Source organism: Acinetobacter sp. ANC 4779, assembly GCF_004331055.1.
In the GTDB taxonomy this organism is placed as follows: domain Bacteria; phylum Pseudomonadota; class Gammaproteobacteria; order Pseudomonadales; family Moraxellaceae; genus Acinetobacter.
On sequence record NZ_SJNU01000006.1, the window covers coordinates 75520 to 94387 of the forward strand.

The following is an 18868-nucleotide window of genomic DNA, read 5'->3' on the forward strand; positions in this document are numbered from 1 at the left end:
ATAAACATGAAAAATAATGCAAACCTTTTTATGGCTATCTCCCTCGCCTCCATAACGCTGGTGGCATGTAGCGATAAAGCCTCTATCGATAATAATATGCAAATAGGCAATAATCCAGAATTACCAAAGGCCCAAAATTTTTTAGTTCCTCCGATGAAAGTGCCTAATTTTGCAGGATGGGCGAATAATGCTAAACCGGAAGTAGCGCCAGGTTTAAAAATTGAAAGAATTGCTGACAATCTATTACATCCCCGCCAACTATATACGGTCAGCAATGGTGATATTTTAGTTGTAGAATCCAATGGACCCGGCGAAGAAGCAACCACTACGCCTAAACAGTTAATTGCTTCTAAAATCAAAGGTAAATCAGGGAAAGGTGGCAAAGGTGGAAATCGTATTACCCTACTTCATCAAAATGCTACGGGGCAATGGGAAAAACATATTTTACTCGAAGGGTTACATTCACCTTTTGGGGTACAAGTAGTGGGTAATGCCTTATATGTTGCCAATACCAATAACATCATGAAGTATCCATTCATTGCTGGTCAGACCAAAATTACTGACCCGGGCGTAGAGCTTGCAGATTTGCCGGATACCATCAATCATCATTGGACTAAATCTATGGTGGTAAGCCCCGACCAAAGTAAACTCTACGTAGGTGTCGGCTCTAACAGTAACATTGGGGAAAATGGCTTAGAAGTTGAATATCGTCGCGCGGCTATTTTAGAAGTTGATATCAATTCAGGTGCCAGTCGTATTTACGCAAGTGGCGTGCGCAACCCAACTGGGCTACAGTTTGAACCTGTTTCCAACAAACTTTGGGCCATTGCCAATGAACGAGATGAAATTGGTGCAAGTCTGGTGCCTGACTATTTAACCTCTATTCAAGATGGGGGCTTTTATGGCTGGCCCTATAGTTATTACGGTCAAAATATTGATACCCGAGTCAAACAACAACGTCCAGATTTGGTAAAAAAAGCCCTTAAACCAGACTATGCTTTAGGCTCACATGTCGCTGCACTTGGATTATGGTTTTATAATGGCACAGGACTACCAGCTCAATATAATGGTGGTGCATTTGTCAGTAATCATGGCAGTTGGGATCGGTCTCCGTTAAGCGGATATGACGTTGTGTTTATACCCTTTAAAGATGGTATGCCAAGCGGCAAAGCGATGCCAATTGTGACAGGATTCCATTCCAAAGATGAAAGCAAGTTGTTTGGCGCACCTGTTGGCCTAACACAAGATCGTACCGGGGCTTTGCTTGTGGCAGACGATGTAGGCAATATCATTTGGCGCGTTTCGGCTCAACAATAAAATTGAGCATGGATAAATGACGACTGTTTTAAGATAAAAGGGATATCTTTTTTGTTCTATTTTTTAACTAAAATGAAAACCAAGAGAGACCCCCTTTTTCAATTCCTTCGATTCATGCATAAAAAGTATGCACAAAAAATAAATAGCAAAGCGATTATCCGTGTTAGGAGACTTTAGAAGGCTAAGATTTCGATCTTTTTACTCCATAAGCACATGAATTGCTTGAAAAGAAAGCAAACACACCGAAAGATACTTGCCAAGTTTTATTTCGTCCTCTATTATTGCGCACATGCCCGAGTGGTGAAATCGGTAGACACAGGGGATTTAAAATCCCCCGCCCACAAAGCGTGCCAGTTCGAGTCTGGCCTCGGGCACCATTTTAAGTCTTATTAAAATGGTGCGATAAAAGAACCAGCGATAAGCTGGTTTTTTTATGCCTAAATTATTAGAATTGAATCAAACCAATAAAAAGAAATAATAAAAATGAAAACAAATCACTTATACCGCATGCTGTATTACAGCCTGCTGATATTGTTCATCTCATCGTTTTCTTTTGCTGAAAAATCAGAAATAAAAACACAGTCTCCGACCATTTATTCTTTATTTTCTGGAACGATTACCCTCGATAAAGATCAACTCATTTTACATCATTGCACTTTAGGCAAAGACCCGTACCTGCTTGAGTTTAAGCATGCACAAGATGAAAAACGGATTCGTACATGGCTTCAACAAGAGCCAAATTTTTGGCTTAACTTAAGAGCAAGTGCTTATTTAGAAAATGAAAAACGCTACCTAAGTGTAAAAGGGATAGCAGAGATCCATCCCAAAGAAAGTTGTCATCTTTCCAAAATGTTGTCGGATTTGAATAAATCTTCAAATATAAAACTAACTAATAGAGAGTGACTTACCATTCTCTATTGGATACTAATTCTTCCATTTCAATATCCATATAACCATTATCTTGCACCACCATCATCATGGCTTCAGCAATATAATCCGCAGCAGTATCATCCAATGAAGAATCAAGATCTTCAAACTGTGGTTTCATCTTATTAATGAAAACCACAGTTTCGGCAGCAAAACGATAAATTTCAACTTCAGACAATTCAGATTTTGCTACTTTCTTCGCAAACTGTTTAATTATCTGCTTAACTTCAGCGACCAGAATATCGGGATAATATTCATCATCAAACATAGGGAGAAGTAAATCTTCAAACATACAAAACTCAAAAAAGACACGCATTAAAGCGAGCCTGTATAACACAAAGTAACAAAATCACCAAACACAACAAAAAAAGAATGGGTTTTACCCACACGCCGATTCATTCAGTCTTAAGCCTTATGATTAAGACTGACTCATTGCTTGCCACACTTTATTTGTACCACGCATTGCTTCTACGCCCAATTATTGAAGCTTCTTGCTGGATACAGCATCAGACGTGCTGCCTCAAATCCTGATTGAAAAAACCAATCTCAATGGGTGTTAAAATCTAATTTAATGAAGTAGATGCAAGAATTGCGTTCTTAAAGGTATTTATAGAATCAGCTAAAAATCATCCCCCACTTACCCAATCCTGTTTCTCCCATTAAATTCGGTTGTGATAAACAATTCCCCTGATGGGAGCGAATAAATTACTCATTTAATTAATTTTTTAATTTGCTGTAGAGATTTAGTCAGGTTTTCATACATTCGATAGCATGACTATAATTTAAATAAAAGTGGCTTTATAAAATAAAAACATAGCTTTTATAGGAAAATGTCATGAAAGTCATTTTAGTTACATTTATTGGAATAACAAAGGAAAATAATGACCTTTTGTAAAGCAAAAAGCTCGATATCCTATCGAGCTTTTTCTTATTTATATAGCTAAATTATTCATTGCCTTCCAAACTTTAATAGCATCTGACATCGCTTTAACATCATGTGCACGTACTATACAAGCACCCTGCTGGATACTGAATAAATGAGCAGCAACCGAACCAACAGCACGATTTTGTGCATCAGCTCCATTTAAAGTTTCTCCAATAAAACGCTTTCGGGATAGTGCAGATAGAATGGGATAGCCCATGTCATTTAATTTATAGAATTCATTTAATAATTTTAAATTTTGCTGTGCATTTTTAGCAAAACCAAACCCGGGATCTATGATGATATTCTCAGATTTCACTCCTGCTTTTAAAGCCTCATCGATACGCTGCTGTAGTTCTTGAATCACATCCGTCGTGACATCATCATATTGATCTAAACTATTCATAGTGGTGGGTTCACCACGCATATGCATAATGATGACAGGTATATTTAGTTCAGCGGCAGTTTCAAGTGCCTGGGGACGTGTTAATGCCCGCACATCATTCCAGATATGAGCTCCTGCTTGAACTGCTGCACTCATCACCTCAGGTTGTGAAGTATCAATCGAGATAATCACGTCATGCTTTGATAATTCTTCTACCACAGGCACTACACGGCGTATTTCTTCATTAATTTCTACCGCAGATGCCCCTGGACGTGTGGATTCACCACCTACATCAATCACAGTCGCGCCATCAGCCATCATTTGCAGCGCATAAGCAACCGCTTGATCTTTTCCATTATGCTTTCCACCATCACTAAAAGAGTCTGGAGTGACATTCAATATGCCCATCACATGCGGTTGAGACAAATCTATACTCATTCGCCCACATTGTAATACTCGTTTTGGTAATGGTATTAACCGCATAATAATGTTCCTTAAATATCTAACTCACAGTGTATCAAGAGTTGCTTTTACTCTAACTGCAATCTTTTCAAATTCTGAACTTTTAACATAAAAAAGAGCCTCAATTGAGACTCTTTTTACACCCCAACCAATAAACGATTAGTTCACAGGTAAAGGCGGTGGTGTTGCTGGACCATCAGTTGGTGTTACATCAATCACTGGATTTTCAGCAATGTATACCTTAGGCGGTTGAGGTTCACGACCTTCCATGATGTCACGGATTTGATCACGATCAATGGTTTCCCATTCCATCAAGGCTTTAACCATCGCATGAGCAACATCTTTTTTACTTTCCAAAATATCGCGTGCGACTTTATATTGTTCATCTAGAATTCGACGAATTTCACGATCTACTTCTAGTTGCGTAGTTTCAGAGATACTCCGACTACCAATACTGCCCATGAAAGATTGCTGTGCATCTTCTTCATAGACCATCACACCCATTTTGTCAGACATGCCGTATTTGGTGACCATTGCACGCGCCATTTTCGTTGCACGTTCGAAGTCGTTTGATGCACCTGTAGACATTTGATTAATGAATACTTCTTCTGCAATACGACCACCAAACAAAATTGAAAGTTCATTCAACATTTTGTCTTTATAATGGCTGGTTTGATCAAACTCAGGTAACTGCCAAGTTACACCCAAAGCCCACCCACGCGGCATAATCGTTACTTTATGCACAGGGTCAGTACCGGGTAAACTTTCAGCAACAATCGCATGACCTGCTTCATGGTAAGCCGTCGCTCGACGTTCTTCATCACGAAGCACCATCGATTTACGTTCAGGCCCCATGTATAACTTGTCTTTAGCATCTTCAAAGTCATGCATATCGACTGTGTTCTTGTTGCGACGTGCTGCAAAAAGTGCTGCTTCGTTTACAAGATTCGCCAATTGTGCACCCGAGAAACCTGGGGTACCACGTGCAAGAACTTTTACATCTACACCTGTTACTGAAGGCAATTTTTTCATGTGCACATTCAGAATTTGTTCACGACCTTTAATGTCAGGAAGACCCACCATTACTTGACGGTCAAAACGACCTGGACGAAGTAAGGCTTTATCCAGTACATCTGCACGGTTAGTGGCAGCGATAACAATAATACCTTCGTTACCTTCAAAACCATCCATTTCTACAAGCATCTGGTTCAATGTTTGTTCACGCTCATCATGACCACCACCAGTACCTGAACCACGGTGACGACCGACTGCATCAATCTCATCAATAAAGATGATACATGGGGCATGACGTTTGGCTTGTTCAAACATGTCACGGACACGGGACGCACCCACACCCACGAACATTTCAACAAAGTCAGAACCCGAAATACTGAAGAATGGAACTTTTGCTTCACCGGCAATGGCTTTGGCAATTAAAGTTTTACCGGTACCTGGAGGACCCACCATTAAAACACCACGTGGAATACTTGCACCAAGACGTTTAAATTTGGTTGGATCTTTCAGGAAATCGACAATTTCCACAACTTCTTGTTTCGCTTCATCACAGCCAGCAACATCAGAAAAAGTGACTTTGATTTGGTCTTCAGAAAGCATTTTTGCTTTCGATTTACCAAAACTCATTGGCCCGCTTTTACCACCTGCACCACCACCCATGTTTCGCATAAAGAACATGAATAACAAAATGATCAAAAGTACAGGGAAGCTGGCGATAAGAAGTTGCATTAACAAGCCTTGACGCGCAGGAGCAGTACCCTCTACAGCCACACCTTGTTTAATGAGGCTGGGCATAAGTTCTGGGTCTTGAATCGCAGGACGAATACTCTCAAACTCTGAACCGTTTGTTTTTTCACCACGAATTCTTTCACCATCAATTGTGACTTGCTTAATTTGACCAGCATTGACCGCTGAAACAAACTCTGAATAATTCATTGCAGTCGGTTGATTGCGGTCACTGATGTTGCTGAAAATCAGAATCAGCACACCGAGTATAACCAGCCACAATACGGCATTCTTGAAGAGATCGCTCAAAGCTTTATTCCCATATCAATCTAATTTGATCATGCCCAAAATGGGTGACCTTAATATAAGCTGAAGATCAGCTGTGCAATATTTTAAAAATGTACAAAATGCACAATTTTTAACGTCTTGGCAAGTAAACTTTATGTAGAAGCCTTCTTGCGCCCTTGTCCGATCAAAAATACTTCTTTAGAACGGGCACGTGAAGCAGCAGGTTTTGCTGTCTTTAATACCTCAAAGCTATCTACGACTTGTTTACGGAATTCATCAAATCCTGTGCCCTGGAACACCTTGACCACAAACTGCCCTTTTGGTCCTAAAACCTTGTTGGCGAAATCTAAAGCAAGTTCACACAAGTAAATTTGACGCGGTTGATCTACAGCCTTGTTACCTGATGTATTGGGGGCCATATCAGAAATTACAACGTCTACGGTCCGTCCGTTTAAAAGATTTAACAATTTTTCGAAAACTTCTTCTTCTCGAAAGTCACCTTGCAAAAAGGTCACATCAGGCAATGCATCCATTTCCAAGATATCAGAAGCAATCAGTAAACCTTTATCACCGACCAATTTTCCGGCAATTTGTGACCAACTGCCTGGGGCAGCACCCAGATCGACGACGGTCATACCGGGTTTGATAATTTTATATTTTTCTTGCATTTCAAGAAGTTTGTAGGCAGCACGCGCACGATAGCCTTCCTTCTGTGCTTTTTTCACAAACGGATCGTCTAAATGCTCGCGCATCCAATCTCGACTGCTTTTCGATAACTTTTGGTTGGTAATGCGTGTCGCCATAACTCTCTAAATAATAAAAAACTTCTAATTCATGATTGTACGTGAAAAACATACGCCTTGCAGTATACATCTGTATCTAAATCTGATCTTTGGTATGTTTTTTTCAATAATCAAAATTGATTTTTTCAACAGAATATAAAGCGTTTAAACCCGGCATTTGCTATACTAAGCCGTTTTTAAAATTAGGTTATCTTTATGGCGGCTTTATCAATTCAGGAACGCAAGCGTTTGCGTCAAATCGGACATGCACTTAACCCAGTGGTTATGTTGGGCGGTCAAGGTTTGACTGAAAATGTCATCGAAGAAACAAACCGTGCTTTAAATGATCATGAACTGATTAAAGTTAAAATTGCCGGTGAAGATCGCGAAGCACGTGTTGCTGCAATTAACGAAATTGCTCAAGTGACTGGCGCTGAAATAGTACAAACGATTGGTAAAATTGCGCTGCTTTATAAAAAAGCTGCAAAACAAAATCCAAAACTTTCGAATCTTGTACGCCACGCACATTTGTCTAACTAAGCTGTATGGCCAGTTACGAACTTAATGCTTTCGATCGACGCTTTCAATCCATCTCTTTAGTGGGAGCGGTTGAACAACAAGGTCCATATGGTTTAAATGTAGCCTATTGGATCCGTGATCCAAATCAATTCATGCAATGGCCTGATTTGGTGCAAGGTAATCCACGTCAAGATTTCTTATGGGAAAATACCTGTTATGAAATTTTTATTGGCGTGCATGGTGAAGATTTCTATCGAGAAATCAACCTCTCCCCTTCACAAGCTTGGCAGGCGTATCAATTCGAGGAATATCGTTATCCTGAAGATATGCCTCCGCAAGCCGCAACCGATATTGAACTAAATCAACTCAAACGCACACATTACGGTTTAAATGTGAGCCTGGATTTGACCGAGTTTATGTTAAAGCACAAATTAAAATGGTCGGATATGTTTTTGGGTTTAAGTGCTGTACTTAATACCTCGCAAGGTACTCAACACTATGCGATGCAACACCGCAGCCCGAATGCAGACTTTCACAACAAACGTGATTGGCTACATCAGTTCTAGAAGGTAGCACTGCTATTCGACAAATAAAAAAGTGAGGTATATGACCTCACTTTTTTATGCTCTCATTACTTAGATTGAGGAAATATTGCATATTTCCTACGCCTTATTCTGGCATTTACGCCTGGAATGTAAATCAGCTTTTTAAAGTTGGTTTTTCCTCAGCTTTTTCTGACACTTTTTTCCACACATCTAAAGTATGCTCTTTTGAACGCTTGAAGGTTTCAGTTAAATGATCTTTGTGTTTAACAGAAATTTGGCTTACATCTTCTTTCAATTCTTTACCCAGTTTGGATAAATCCTCAATCACTGCATTGAATTCAGTTTTCACAAATTCCTTCAACTCAGTTAAATCTTTTTGTGAAAAATTCAGTTGTTTCTTAATGGCATCAATGCGTTGTAGCAGATCCTGTTTCAGATTTTGAACTTGATCTTGTACATTGGCCTGCAGTTCTTTCGCATCAGCTTTAATATTTTCAGCCGATTCAGTTACTGTTTCAGCTACCTTTTGCTTTGCCTCTTTAGACGCTTGCTCCAACTTTTCGGCACTATCAGCAACCACTTCTTTTAAGGCAGGTTTAGCTTTAACTTGTTTTTGTTCTGTAGTCATGGCCTTGTTCCTATCGTTATTGGATGAGAGCTATAGACTAGTCGATTTGATAAAATTTAAGTTTTGATTTGTCAGACAATTCTTATTTGCTTACATTTTAGCTACACTTTCTTAAACAGACTTTTATTTAAAATACAAGATATTTATCTTGGATATTCGGGATAAATTGCATGGACTTCAACAGGTCGACTGCGTATAATGCCGTGTTAAGTTCAAGCGAGCAGACATAGGAGGGTTGGTTAAAAAAATAGCCTTCCTTTTTTTTCGTCTTCTCGCTTTTTTACAGCCTAAATTTCAGGAGCTTTGGTTTGAGCACTCCCGCCATTTTAGCCCTCGCAGATGGAACGATCTTTAAAGGTACGTCTATCGGTGCATCGGGTAGTACGACTGGTGAAGTCGTTTTTAATACAGCAATGACTGGCTATCAAGAAATTTTGACTGACCCGAGTTATGCACAGCAACTTGTAACTTTGACTTACCCGCACATAGGTAATACAGGTTGTAATGATGAAGACACTGAGTCAGGTCGAATTCATAAGGTATGGGCGAACGGTTTAATTATCCGTGACCTTCCTTTGTTGCATAGCAATTTCCGTGCGAATCAATCTTTGGGTGAATATCTTCAGCAACACAATGTTGTTGCGATTGCCGATATTGATACACGTAAATTGACACGAATTTTACGTGCCAAAGGTGCGCAGAATGGTTGCATCCTAGCGGGTGACAACATTACAGAAGAAGAGGCTTTAGAAAAAGCACGTGCATTTGGTGGTCTGAACGGTTTAGACCTGGCAAAAGAGTGTTGTGACCCTGAAGGTTTTGAATGGACGGAAGGTTCTTGGACCCTCGGTCAAGGCTTCTCTCAACCTGAACTTAAATTCCATGTTGTTGCATATGATTACGGTGTCAAAACCAACATCTTACGTATGCTGACTGATCGCGGATGCAAACTCACTGTAGTTCCAGCTCAAACGCCTGCAGAAAAAGTTCTCGCATTAAATCCGGACGGTGTGTTCTTGTCGAACGGCCCCGGCGATCCAGCGGCATGTGATTATGCAATTGAAGCTGTAAAAACCATTGTTGAAACAACCAACTTGCCTGTATTTGGGATCTGTTTAGGTCACCAAATCCTTGCGCTTGCCTCGGGTGCCAAAACTGTAAAAATGCCTCACGGTCACCACGGTGCAAACCATCCTGTACAAAATCTTGAAGATGGTACAGTGATGATTACTTCTCAGAACCACGGCTTTGCGGTTGATATGGATACCTTACCTGCAAACCTGAAAGCGACGCACATTTCATTGTTCGATCAAACCCTTCAGGGTATGCATCGCACGGATAAACCAGCGTTCAGCTTCCAGGGTCATCCTGAAGCGAGTCCGGGTCCACATGACTGTGCACCATTATTCGATCATTTCATCGAACTTATCGAAGCGTCTAAGAAGTAATTAAGGAAGCGATCATGGCTAAACGTACAGACATTAAAAGCATCTTAATTATTGGTGCAGGTCCGATTGTGATCGGTCAGGCATGTGAGTTTGACTACTCAGGTGCGCAAGCATGTAAAGCCCTTCGTGAAGAAGGCTATCGTGTTATTTTGGTGAACTCTAACCCAGCAACCATTATGACCGACCCGTCAATGGCTGATGCAACGTATATCGAACCGATTACTTGGCAGACCGTTGCACAAATCATTGAGAAAGAGCGTCCAGATGCTGTCTTACCCACTATGGGTGGTCAAACAGCGTTGAACTGTGCGCTTGCACTGGATGAACACGGTATTTTAGAAAAATACAATGTTGAATTGATCGGTGCGAGTAAAGATGCCATTGAAATGGCAGAAGACCGTAAATTGTTCGATGACGCAATGCGTCGTATTGGTCTTGAATGCCCACGTGCTGCTGTTGCAAGCACGATGGAAGAAGCATTTGAGATTCAGGCAAAACTCGGCTTCCCTTCTATTATTCGTCCATCATTCACCATGGGTGGTTCAGGCGGTGGTATTGCTTACAACCGTGACGAATTCATTGAAATCTGTGAACGTGGTTTCGACCTGTCGCCAACTCACCAGCTTTTAATCGATGAATCATTGATTGGTTGGAAAGAGTATGAGATGGAAGTTGTTCGTGACAAAAACGACAACTGTATCATCGTATGTGCAATCGAAAACTTTGACCCAATGGGCGTTCACACAGGTGACTCAATCACTGTTGCCCCCGCGCAAACATTAACAGACAAAGAATACCAAATCATGCGTAATGCATCGATTGCGGTTCTACGTGAAATTGGTGTGGAAACAGGTGGTTCGAACGTTCAATTCGGTATTAATCCGAAAGACGGTCGTATGGTTGTGATCGAGATGAACCCACGTGTATCACGTTCATCTGCACTTGCATCGAAAGCAACAGGTTTCCCGATTGCTCGAATTGCAGCGAAACTGGCTGTGGGTTACACCCTGGATGAATTGAAAAACGACATCACAGGCGGCGTAACTCCTGCATCATTTGAACCAGCAATTGACTATGTAGTAACGAAAATTCCTCGCTTTAACTTCGAGAAATTCCCACAAGCAGATGCAGTATTGACCACACAGATGAAATCTGTGGGTGAAGTGATGGCGATTGGCCGCAACTTCCAGGAATCTTTACAAAAAGCACTTCGTGGTCTTGAAGTGGGTGCTTCAGGTTTCGATGAAAAAATCGAAATCGGTGCTGATGGCGCGAAGGATAAAATCCTTCAGGAACTTAAAGTTCCGGGTCCTGAGCGTATCTGGTACATCGCTGATGCATTCCGTCACGGCTTTAGCCTTGATGAAGTGTTCTTAGCAACCAACATCGACAAATGGTTCTTGATTCAAATTGAAGACATCATCAAAACTGAAGATCAAATTAAGACTTTAGGTTTTGGTGATTTAAATGCGGACAACATCCGTAGCTTTAAACGCAAAGGCTTATCAGATCTTCGTATTGCAGATTTGATGGGTATTTCGCAAAAACAATTCCGTAAACATCGCTGGAATCTGGGTGTAACCCCAGTTTACAAACGTGTCGATACCTGTGCGGCAGAATTCGAATCAGATACTGCTTACATGTACTCAACTTACGATGAAGAATGTGAAGCCAATCCATCGAACCGCGACAAGATTATGGTAATCGGTGGCGGTCCTAACCGTATTGGTCAAGGGATCGAGTTTGATTACTGCTGTGTACACGCGGCGCTTGCACTGCGTGAAGACGGCTATGAAACCATCATGGTCAACTGTAACCCTGAAACGGTTTCAACTGACTATGACACCTCAGATCGTTTATACTTCGAACCGATTACCCTTGAAGATGTACTTGAAATCGTGCGTATCGAGAAGCCTAAAGGCATTATCGTACAGTACGGTGGTCAAACACCTTTGAAATTGGCTCGTGCTTTAGAAGAAGCCGGTGCGCCAATTATCGGTACATCTCCAGATGCGATTGACCGTGCAGAAGACCGTGAACGTTTCCAGCAAATGATTCAACGTCTGCAACTTCGTCAACCAAGCAACAGCATTGTAAAATCTGCTGAAGAAGGTATGGCTGAAGCGTCTAAAGTGGGCTACCCGCTTGTGGTGCGTCCTTCATACGTGCTTGGTGGTCGTGCGATGGAAATCGTTTATAACGACGACGAATTGAAACGCTATTTACGTGATGCAGTTCAAGCTTCTAACGAAGCGCCTGTATTGCTGGATCACTTCCTTGATGATGCAACTGAAGTCGATGTTGACTGTGTATCGGACGGTAAAGATGTGGTGATTGGCGGTATCATGCAGCACATTGAACAAGCCGGTATTCACTCTGGTGACTCAGCATGTTCTATTCCGCCTTACTCTCTATCTCCAGAGATTCAGGACGAGATGCGTCGTCAAACTGTTGCCATGGCGAAAGAACTTGGCGTAATTGGTTTGATGAACGTACAGTTTGCGGTTAAGGGCGATGATGTTTACATTCTGGAAGTGAATCCACGTGCATCACGTACAGTGCCTTTCGTTTCTAAATGTATCGGTGAGTCTTTGGCGAAAGTGGCTGCACGTTGTATGGCAGGTCAGTCTTTAGTCTCTCAAGGATTTACCAAAGAGATTATTCCGACTCACTTCGCTGTAAAAGAAGCGGTGTTCCCATTTGCAAAATTTCCGGGTGTTGATCCAATTCTTGGCCCTGAGATGAAATCTACAGGCGAAGTGATGGGTGTGGGTACAACTTTTGGTGAAGCATTCTATAAAGCTGTGTTAGGCTCGAATGATCGCTTACCAGGTAAACCAACCGAAGGCGAAGTAAAACATGCATTCTTGTCTGTACGCGAGTCAGATAAGCCGCATGTTGCACGTATTGCACAACAACTTGTTGATTACGGTTTCAAACTTGTAGCAACAAGTGGTACGCATAAAGTAATTACTGAAGCTGGTATTGCATGTGAACGTGTGAATAAGGTAACCGAAGGTCGCCCTCATATCGTAGATCGCTTGAAAAATGGTGAGATTCACCTCATTATCAATACATCAGAAGGTAAACAAGCTCAGCAGGATTCGTTCTCAATCCGTCGCTCTGCGCTTCAAGGTAAAGTGTATTACACTACCACCTTGAATGGTGCTGATGCTGTATGCCAAGCTTTAGCAATTAAATTGCCAATGGATGTATACCGCTTGCAAGATTTAACAGTAGGTTAATAAATTACCGATAAGTCCCGTCACCTTATTGGTGGCGGGATTTTTTTATTTATAAACCATTCATTTTTCTACTCACTTAGAGGGACAACAATGCAACGTTATCCTATGACTCCCGAAGGCAAAATTGCCTTAGAGAAAGAATTATATCAATTAAAAAGTCTTGATCGTCCACGTATTATTGCGGCTATTGCTGAAGCGCGTGAACATGGGGATTTAAAAGAAAACGCGGAATACCATGCTGCTCGCGAGCAACAAGGTTTCTGTGAAGGCCGTATTCAAGACATCGAGGGTAGACTCGGTGCAATGCAAGTGATTGATGTTAAAACACTTGAACAAAACGGTCGTGTGGTTTTTGGGGTAACAGTAACCATTGAAAACCTGAACACTGAAGAACAAAAGACCTATCAAATTGTAGGCGATGATGAAGCAGACTTTAAGATCAACAAGATCTCTGTGAACTCGCCTATTGCTCGTGGTCTTTTGGGCAAAAGCGCAGGCGATGAAGCAAAAATTCAAACACCAAATGGTGAAGTGGAATACGAGATTGTGAAAGTTGAATATCTTTAATTTTAAAGATTGAATACTTTTAAAGCCCCTCTAATGAGGGGTTTTTTATTGCAAAATTATTGGTTTATCTTTATTTTATAAGCCAATAATAAAATAGAGAATGAACAATGGATGATCGCATCATACAAGCTTTTTACTATGCGATTAGCGGTGTGTTCTTAGGCATCATGATTGCCATTTTTTGGTCTTTTCATATCAGTACTCAAACCAGCTCTGTACAAATCATTTTCACCACCACAGTCCTGTCGGCCCTTTGCGGATTCCTATTCCCCCATTTGGTTTCATCTTGGTTTAAAGCTTTCTGGAATTTTTTTAGCTAATACTGCGCTTCTGAATTTATTCAGTACATATTCAGTATTTTTTAAATAACCATAACCTAAACAAAGTCTATTGCCTTAAGCAAAGCAATGTTTAGATCAGCTATAATAGCCAAACCATCCCAGTACTGCATATTATGTCTGAACAATTGATTAATTCTCCTGTAAAACACTGGTGCGAGTTCGAATTCATCTCTAAAACGGTGAAGAATCCGAATATTCATATCAAGGGGAATTATTCTTATTATTCGGCTTATTGGGATCAGGGATTTGAGCGCTGTGTAGTGCGTTATTTACACGACAAGCCTGTAACTTTAGAGAAACCGATTGACCAATTGCATATCGGCAATTTTGTCTGTTTTGGCGCGGAATGCGTAATTATGATGGGCGGCAATCAATTACACCGTACCGACTGGATATCTGTATTTCCGTTTGATACACGCAGTTTTGTCCCTGCGGGCGACACCGTCATTGGCGATGGTTGCTGGATTGGCTCACGCGCCATGATTATGCAAGGGGTAACGCTGGGTGAAGGTGCGGTTGTGGCAACAGGTGCTGTTGTCAACAAAGATGTACCACCTTATGCGGTCGTAGGTGGGGTTCCTGCGAAAATTATTAAATATCGTTTCTCTGAAAAAGACATTCAAAAACTGCTTTCACTTAAGCTTTATGACATGGATGAAAAGCAGTTTTTAAAGATGCGTGAACAGTTGCAGACGGATGATGTTACATCACTACTGCGTGCTTTTAATGCGCTTGAATAAAAGGGATTAGTGTCAAACTCCGCTGTTTATATTCATCGATTTTATTATTTTTAAGCCAGTTTATATTCAAATAACTTAAACGCCATTCATAATAAGCCAATCCTACATCTCTGTAGCTGATCTTAAGTATGGTTGCCTTCTGATCTTCACAATAATTATTCTTTTCATCTTTCATATCTTTGTAGCAGGAGAGTTGATTCTGGTATTGGTAAAAAGGTAAATGCGTAAAGACCAGTTTTGTTTTTCCTTTTGGAAGTAATTGAATAAAATCCACATTTTGCTCACCACTATCATCCCCCAAGGAGTTTGAAACCCCACCATAAATCAAGGCAACGGCATAAGTATGCTTATTTAAAGGGTAAAGTGCAGGATGCAGATAAATGATCGCATTTTGATCTTCCTGAATTGCAAATACAGGTTGATGCTGATCCAAATCCCAATACTGCATAATTCGATATTGCCCACGCTGCTTTAAAAGCTGTGTGATTCGTAATTTATCTTCTATCAAATAATAATATTTATTTTCTGCAATATTTACTGACCAGAGTTGAGCATTTATTTCATGACATTCGGATTCTAATTGTTGGCAAATTTTTCTTATTTCAGTTGCAGAAATATCTTCTTTTTGAAAAGGCAATGCTCGAATTGAATTTTGAGCAAAAACAGGCAAAGTAATACATAAAATTAATATGTTTAAGATGATTTTTTTTATCATTATCAATATTCTTGGTATGGTTTTATTTGAGCGATTGTAAGGTATTTCAGGTCTTGCTCCAAGTACACCTCAAAATTAAGGCATAAAAAACCCACTCAATCGGAGTGGGTTTTTCATAATATGGTGGCTATGAAAAGACTTAACTCATGACCACAGCATACGATTCCAGTATTCTAATTAACCGAGCTACCCTATAATTTTTTTATAACTAGTAAGTTTAATACTTAGACTTTCTGATCTCACAAATCGTCTTACCAGGCTGCTTTAATCTTTTCAAAATGATCACGGTGCCAATTTAATTGCTTTATTTCAGTCATTTTGAATTCATTATTAATAATTTACTACACTTATCATATGACAATTTTCAAAGGGGATTTGTCTATATATTTACACATAATTTTAAATTAAAATTTGCTTACAATTTCATCATACTTTAGTTTTATACCTTCCAATTTTCTATTCAATCCATGTTAGATTAAATTATAAGAAATATTTATCGGAGCTAATTATCCCTATGAAATTACTAGGTTTTATTTCATCAATAATACAACTAGTATTGGAGTGTAAATTGTTTTTATAAACCATAAATCATAGTGTTAAAAAGCATCCGTGAAATTACAGATTATAAGGAGAAATACATGTCATATCATAATATTTTAGTGCCAGTTGACGGTTCAGAAACTGCATATGCAGCAGTAGCAAAAGCAGCTGAATTTGCAAAAGCATTTGGCAGTAAAGTTACCGTTGTTCAAGTTTTAGCTCTCGACCCCTATATTGCAGCGGAATATATCTCGGCCAATCAAACCAATGACTTAATCGAGCGCGCCCGTACCTCAATCGTTGAATCCCTGGACGCTGCAAAAGCAAAATTTAATGAACAAGGAATAGAAGTAGAAACCAAATTACTTGAAGGACAAGTGGTTCATCGTGAAATTGCTAAAGCTGCTGAAGATAGTCATGCCGACCTGATTATCATGGGTTCACATGGTCGTACCGGCTTCAAAAAACTTTTCCTCGGTAGTGTTGCACAAAGCGTATTGGGAGAATCACATATTCCTGTACTTATTGTCCGTGAATAATATTTAGCTTAGCCTTTCCCATCTTTTCTAAAGGTGGGGAATCGCTAACTCTCGCGCCTTTATTATTGTTATCAATCATTCAGCCATTGATACTGTTTTAAATTAATTTTATTTCCAATTACCATTACGCCTTCCTCTAATAATTTCAAGCGTTGAATATTATCACCATGATCATCGAGTTTACTTAGGCTAATTTTCCCTTGTGCATTAATCACTCTATGCCAAGGGATTTCTATTTCTGCCTCCAAATGCTTTAAAACATACCCCACTAAACGTGCATGTTTGGGTAAACCGGCCAATTTGGCAATTTGTCCATATGACGCTACTTTTCCATAAGGAATAAGCGCCACCACTTGCAAGATGTGACGAGCTAATTCATCACTAGAACGACTTGAATGTTGTGGCATAGATTATCCTTAAATCAGCTAATTTAAACGATCGAACATAAAAAAAGCCCGTTTAGAGCTTCTTTTAGCAAATCTGTAGGATTAGAAATTATCTGGACTTTCTAAGCGTTTCACTACTTTTACCTTTTCCGGATTATGCATAACCGCAACACCATCTTCGGCTTTTTCATCAATTAAATCATCTGGATTATAGACCGTAATAGTTTCATTACCATTGGCATCTTCCCCTACGATATATTGGAATCCTTTTTTGTTCATTTTATGGCACAGGCGTTGATACCAACCTTTAAAACCTGTTGTTTCTTCATTCGGGTTGTAATAAAACGCATTCATTACCGCAGGTAAACCCAGCCCACAGACCAAACCTGAAAGTAATACCGAAATAAAAGTATAGCCAATTAAGATACTGCTATATTCACTCAGTTCAGGAATGTTCGCAACTGCCAAGATCAAGGCCAGCGAGATCCCTCCACGTACCCCACCCCACGATAAGATGGTCAAACTGCCGTTGTAGCTTTTGTGACGAAATGTTGGAAAAAATGCAAAAGAAAGATAGTTCGCGGCAAAGCGTGAAGCATGTAAAATAATAAAAGCAACAATCCCGCCTAAAATCAGGCTGATGCTTAAATCTAAAATAAACAGTTCCAGACCAATCAGGGTAAACAGGAAGGAGTTGATAATACCTTCAACGGTATGCCAAAAATGGTTAACTTCACGAATTTCACGTTCTTGCAGAATTTCTTTCCATTTATTCCCCACCACCAAGCCACCAATAACACAAGCAATAGGTGCTGAGGCATGTGCAAATAAAGCAACCAGATATGAACCACAGGCCAATAACGCAGTGGTTAAGATTAAAGACTCCATTTCATGCTTACCACGAAGTAACCTTAAAATCCCCAGACCGAAGCCCCAACCAATAATGATGGCTACTACAATTTCATAGAGCAGGGTTTCTAAAGTACCAATAATGGTAAAGTGTTCACCCTGTAATACATTCAGTAAAGTCATGAATACCGCGATACACATGGCATCGTTAAACAGTGATTCCCCTTCAAGTTTTACAATCAGATGATGGGGTGCACGTACTGAACTTAAAACAGCTTTCACTCCAATCGGATCCGTTGCACCCAGCGCAGCGCCTAATAACAGTAAAACCAGTATATCGACATGGTTTCCAATCAGAAATTGATAACCATATAAAACCACCCCGAAAAAGACTGCACAGAGCACCAGTGCAATACTCGCCAAAATACTAATCGGCTTCCAGTGTCTTTTTAAATCGGATACTTTAAATTTTAAAGCGGAAGATGTCAGGATAAAACAAATCACGCCATTAATTAAAAAGTCATAAAAATCAATATGACGAACAGCTTCTTCAATATTATGAATATTAATTGTTATAAAGTGATTACCACTAAGTAAACTCGCGCCCCATTGTAAAATAAACACAAAGATCGCCGAAACAATCGGTACACCAATCGCTTGCGGAAAACCCAAGATACGTTTATTAAAAATTGTCGTGGCAATAGAAAGTGCGAAAATTACAGTAAAGATTTGAAGAAAAAAGAAATTTCCCATTAAGGTTCCAATTTTTGCGATTCATTGGAATAAAGCGAATTCATCCCACTATTTCCAAATAAAATATTTCATTAAACAACATTTATTCTATGAATTAGTTTAACGATTTTTTCTAGAGCAAACAAAATAGTTAAGTTTTTTTACATATTTTTAGCAATGATTTAACATAGGTAAACATCTAAGCCTTTAGTGTAGCCATACTCTCTTCAATCATCACCTTAAGTTGAATT

At 39.9% G+C, this 18868-nt stretch carries 18 protein-coding genes and 1 tRNA gene; 11 read left to right on the forward strand and 8 right to left on the reverse strand.

The window, feature by feature from the left end; translation table 11 throughout:
• Nucleotides 1-6 precede the first annotated feature (6 nt).
• The 3 genes from E0H80_RS08640 to E0H80_RS08650 all read left to right on the forward strand — a co-directional run bounded on the left by E0H80_RS08640 (nucleotide 7) and on the right by E0H80_RS08650 (nucleotide 2220).
• Nucleotides 7-1317, forward strand: a complete 1311-nt coding sequence (locus tag E0H80_RS08640; protein WP_131364951.1) for a PQQ-dependent sugar dehydrogenase — start codon at nucleotides 7-9, stop codon at nucleotides 1315-1317.
• Between the two features lie 291 nt (nucleotides 1318-1608).
• A tRNA-Leu gene (locus tag E0H80_RS08645) sits at nucleotides 1609-1694 on the forward strand.
• A 106-nt stretch (nucleotides 1695-1800) separates the two neighbouring features.
• Nucleotides 1801-2220, forward strand: a complete 420-nt coding sequence (locus E0H80_RS08650; protein WP_131364953.1) for a hypothetical protein — start codon at nucleotides 1801-1803, stop codon at nucleotides 2218-2220.
• Between the two features lies 1 nt (nucleotide 2221).
• Here the strand turns inward: E0H80_RS08650 and E0H80_RS08655 are convergent, their stop codons facing one another.
• The 4 genes from E0H80_RS08655 to rlmE all read right to left on the reverse strand — a co-directional run bounded on the left by E0H80_RS08655 (nucleotide 2222) and on the right by rlmE (nucleotide 6844).
• On the reverse strand, nucleotides 2222-2536 hold the full coding sequence (locus E0H80_RS08655) for a DUF5713 family protein (RefSeq protein ID WP_131364955.1): 315 nt from the start codon (nucleotides 2534-2536) through the stop codon (nucleotides 2222-2224).
• A gap of 640 nt (nucleotides 2537-3176) precedes the next feature.
• Complete coding sequence (folP, locus tag E0H80_RS08660) at nucleotides 3177-4034, reverse strand: dihydropteroate synthase (protein WP_131364957.1); 858 nt, start codon at nucleotides 4032-4034, stop codon at nucleotides 3177-3179.
• A gap of 138 nt (nucleotides 4035-4172) precedes the next feature.
• Nucleotides 4173-6062: an ATP-dependent zinc metalloprotease FtsH gene (gene ftsH, locus E0H80_RS08665; protein WP_067868084.1), complete on the reverse strand. Its 1890-nt coding sequence runs from the start codon at nucleotides 6060-6062 to the stop codon at nucleotides 4173-4175.
• Nucleotides 6063-6193: 131 nt separating this feature from the next.
• Nucleotides 6194-6844: a 23S rRNA (uridine(2552)-2'-O)-methyltransferase RlmE gene (rlmE, locus tag E0H80_RS08670; protein WP_067868087.1), complete on the reverse strand. Its 651-nt coding sequence runs from the start codon at nucleotides 6842-6844 to the stop codon at nucleotides 6194-6196.
• 195 nt (nucleotides 6845-7039) lie between these two features.
• Here rlmE and yhbY point away from each other — a divergent pair, with 195 nt between their 5' ends.
• Complete coding sequence (yhbY, locus tag E0H80_RS08675) at nucleotides 7040-7363, forward strand: ribosome assembly RNA-binding protein YhbY (RefSeq protein WP_067868089.1); 324 nt, start codon at nucleotides 7040-7042, stop codon at nucleotides 7361-7363.
• A 5-nt stretch (nucleotides 7364-7368) separates the two neighbouring features.
• Nucleotides 7369-7908 carry a DOMON-like domain-containing protein gene (locus E0H80_RS08680; protein ID WP_067868092.1) on the forward strand — a complete coding sequence of 180 codons (540 nt, stop codon included), beginning with the start codon at nucleotides 7369-7371 and terminating at the stop codon, nucleotides 7906-7908.
• Between the two features lie 133 nt (nucleotides 7909-8041).
• Here E0H80_RS08680 and E0H80_RS08685 read toward each other — a convergent pair whose 3' ends face one another.
• Complete coding sequence (locus E0H80_RS08685) at nucleotides 8042-8515, reverse strand: hypothetical protein (RefSeq protein WP_131364959.1); 474 nt, start codon at nucleotides 8513-8515, stop codon at nucleotides 8042-8044.
• Nucleotides 8516-8823: 308 nt separating this feature from the next.
• On the opposite strand from E0H80_RS08685, the gene carA reads away from it, so the two are divergent.
• The 5 genes from carA to E0H80_RS08710 all read left to right on the forward strand — a co-directional run bounded on the left by carA (nucleotide 8824) and on the right by E0H80_RS08710 (nucleotide 14856).
• Complete coding sequence (carA, locus tag E0H80_RS08690) at nucleotides 8824-9963, forward strand: glutamine-hydrolyzing carbamoyl-phosphate synthase small subunit (protein WP_067868102.1); 1140 nt, start codon at nucleotides 8824-8826, stop codon at nucleotides 9961-9963.
• 14 nt (nucleotides 9964-9977) lie between these two features.
• Nucleotides 9978-13208: a carbamoyl-phosphate synthase large subunit gene (gene carB / locus E0H80_RS08695; protein ID WP_131364961.1), complete on the forward strand. Its 3231-nt coding sequence runs from the start codon at nucleotides 9978-9980 to the stop codon at nucleotides 13206-13208.
• A gap of 90 nt (nucleotides 13209-13298) precedes the next feature.
• Entirely contained in the window at nucleotides 13299-13775 is a 477-nt protein-coding gene (gene greA / locus E0H80_RS08700; protein ID WP_131364963.1) for a transcription elongation factor GreA, read from the forward strand.
• A 107-nt stretch (nucleotides 13776-13882) separates the two neighbouring features.
• The gene (locus E0H80_RS08705; RefSeq protein ID WP_131364965.1) at nucleotides 13883-14095 is read left to right on the forward strand and encodes a hypothetical protein; all 213 of its coding nucleotides are present in this window, start codon (nucleotides 13883-13885) and stop codon (nucleotides 14093-14095) included.
• 134 nt (nucleotides 14096-14229) lie between these two features.
• On the forward strand, nucleotides 14230-14856 hold the full coding sequence (locus E0H80_RS08710) for a CatB-related O-acetyltransferase (protein ID WP_131364967.1): 627 nt from the start codon (nucleotides 14230-14232) through the stop codon (nucleotides 14854-14856).
• Here the strand turns inward: E0H80_RS08710 and E0H80_RS08715 are convergent.
• Nucleotides 14840-15571, reverse strand: coding sequence for a hypothetical protein (locus E0H80_RS08715; protein WP_228259973.1), 732 nt, complete (start codon nucleotides 15569-15571; stop codon nucleotides 14840-14842). The two genes, E0H80_RS08710 and E0H80_RS08715, sit on opposite strands and share 17 nt — an antisense overlap.
• Before the next feature lie 638 nt (nucleotides 15572-16209).
• Between E0H80_RS08715 and E0H80_RS08720 the strand changes: the two genes are divergently transcribed.
• Nucleotides 16210-16650 carry a universal stress protein gene (locus tag E0H80_RS08720; RefSeq protein WP_131364969.1) on the forward strand — a complete coding sequence of 147 codons (441 nt, stop codon included), beginning with the start codon at nucleotides 16210-16212 and terminating at the stop codon, nucleotides 16648-16650.
• Nucleotides 16651-16721: 71 nt separating this feature from the next.
• On the opposite strand, the gene E0H80_RS08725 is transcribed toward E0H80_RS08720, so the two are convergent.
• The gene (locus E0H80_RS08725; protein WP_131364971.1) at nucleotides 16722-17057 is read right to left on the reverse strand and encodes an MGMT family protein; all 336 of its coding nucleotides are present in this window, start codon (nucleotides 17055-17057) and stop codon (nucleotides 16722-16724) included.
• Between the two features lie 81 nt (nucleotides 17058-17138).
• Nucleotides 17139-18638 (reverse strand): cation:proton antiporter, encoded by a 1500-nt coding sequence (locus E0H80_RS08730; protein ID WP_067868125.1) that lies wholly within the window; start codon nucleotides 18636-18638, stop codon nucleotides 17139-17141.
• Between the last annotated feature and the right edge of the window lie 230 nt (nucleotides 18639-18868).

Bases quoted from the DNA above. Each gene is read 5' to 3' on its own strand.
- greA (WP_131364963.1), top strand. From the start codon at position 13,299: ATGCAACGTTATCCTATGACTCCCGAAGGCAAAATTGCCTTAGAGAAA.
- E0H80_RS08725 (WP_131364971.1), bottom strand. From the start codon at position 17,057: ATGCCACAACATTCAAGTCGTTCTAGTGATGAATTAGCTCGTCACATC.
- E0H80_RS08650 (WP_131364953.1), top strand. From the start codon at position 1,801: ATGAAAACAAATCACTTATACCGCATGCTGTATTACAGCCTGCTGATA.
- E0H80_RS08705 (WP_131364965.1), top strand. From the start codon at position 13,883: ATGGATGATCGCATCATACAAGCTTTTTACTATGCGATTAGCGGTGTG.
- E0H80_RS08680 (WP_067868092.1), top strand. From the start codon at position 7,369: ATGGCCAGTTACGAACTTAATGCTTTCGATCGACGCTTTCAATCCATC.
- E0H80_RS08720 (WP_131364969.1), top strand. From the start codon at position 16,210: ATGTCATATCATAATATTTTAGTGCCAGTTGACGGTTCAGAAACTGCA.
- rlmE (WP_067868087.1), bottom strand. From the start codon at position 6,844: ATGGCGACACGCATTACCAACCAAAAGTTATCGAAAAGCAGTCGAGAT.
- E0H80_RS08715 (WP_228259973.1), bottom strand. From the start codon at position 15,571: ATGATAAAAAAAATCATCTTAAACATATTAATTTTATGTATTACTTTG.
- E0H80_RS08640 (WP_131364951.1), top strand. From the start codon at position 7: ATGAAAAATAATGCAAACCTTTTTATGGCTATCTCCCTCGCCTCCATA.
- E0H80_RS08655 (WP_131364955.1), bottom strand. From the start codon at position 2,536: ATGTTTGAAGATTTACTTCTCCCTATGTTTGATGATGAATATTATCCC.
- yhbY (WP_067868089.1), top strand. From the start codon at position 7,040: ATGGCGGCTTTATCAATTCAGGAACGCAAGCGTTTGCGTCAAATCGGA.
- folP (WP_131364957.1), bottom strand. From the start codon at position 4,034: ATGCGGTTAATACCATTACCAAAACGAGTATTACAATGTGGGCGAATG.
- E0H80_RS08710 (WP_131364967.1), top strand. From the start codon at position 14,230: ATGTCTGAACAATTGATTAATTCTCCTGTAAAACACTGGTGCGAGTTC.
- E0H80_RS08730 (WP_067868125.1), bottom strand. From the start codon at position 18,638: ATGGGAAATTTCTTTTTTCTTCAAATCTTTACTGTAATTTTCGCACTT.
- E0H80_RS08685 (WP_131364959.1), bottom strand. From the start codon at position 8,515: ATGACTACAGAACAAAAACAAGTTAAAGCTAAACCTGCCTTAAAAGAA.
- carB (WP_131364961.1), top strand. From the start codon at position 9,978: ATGGCTAAACGTACAGACATTAAAAGCATCTTAATTATTGGTGCAGGT.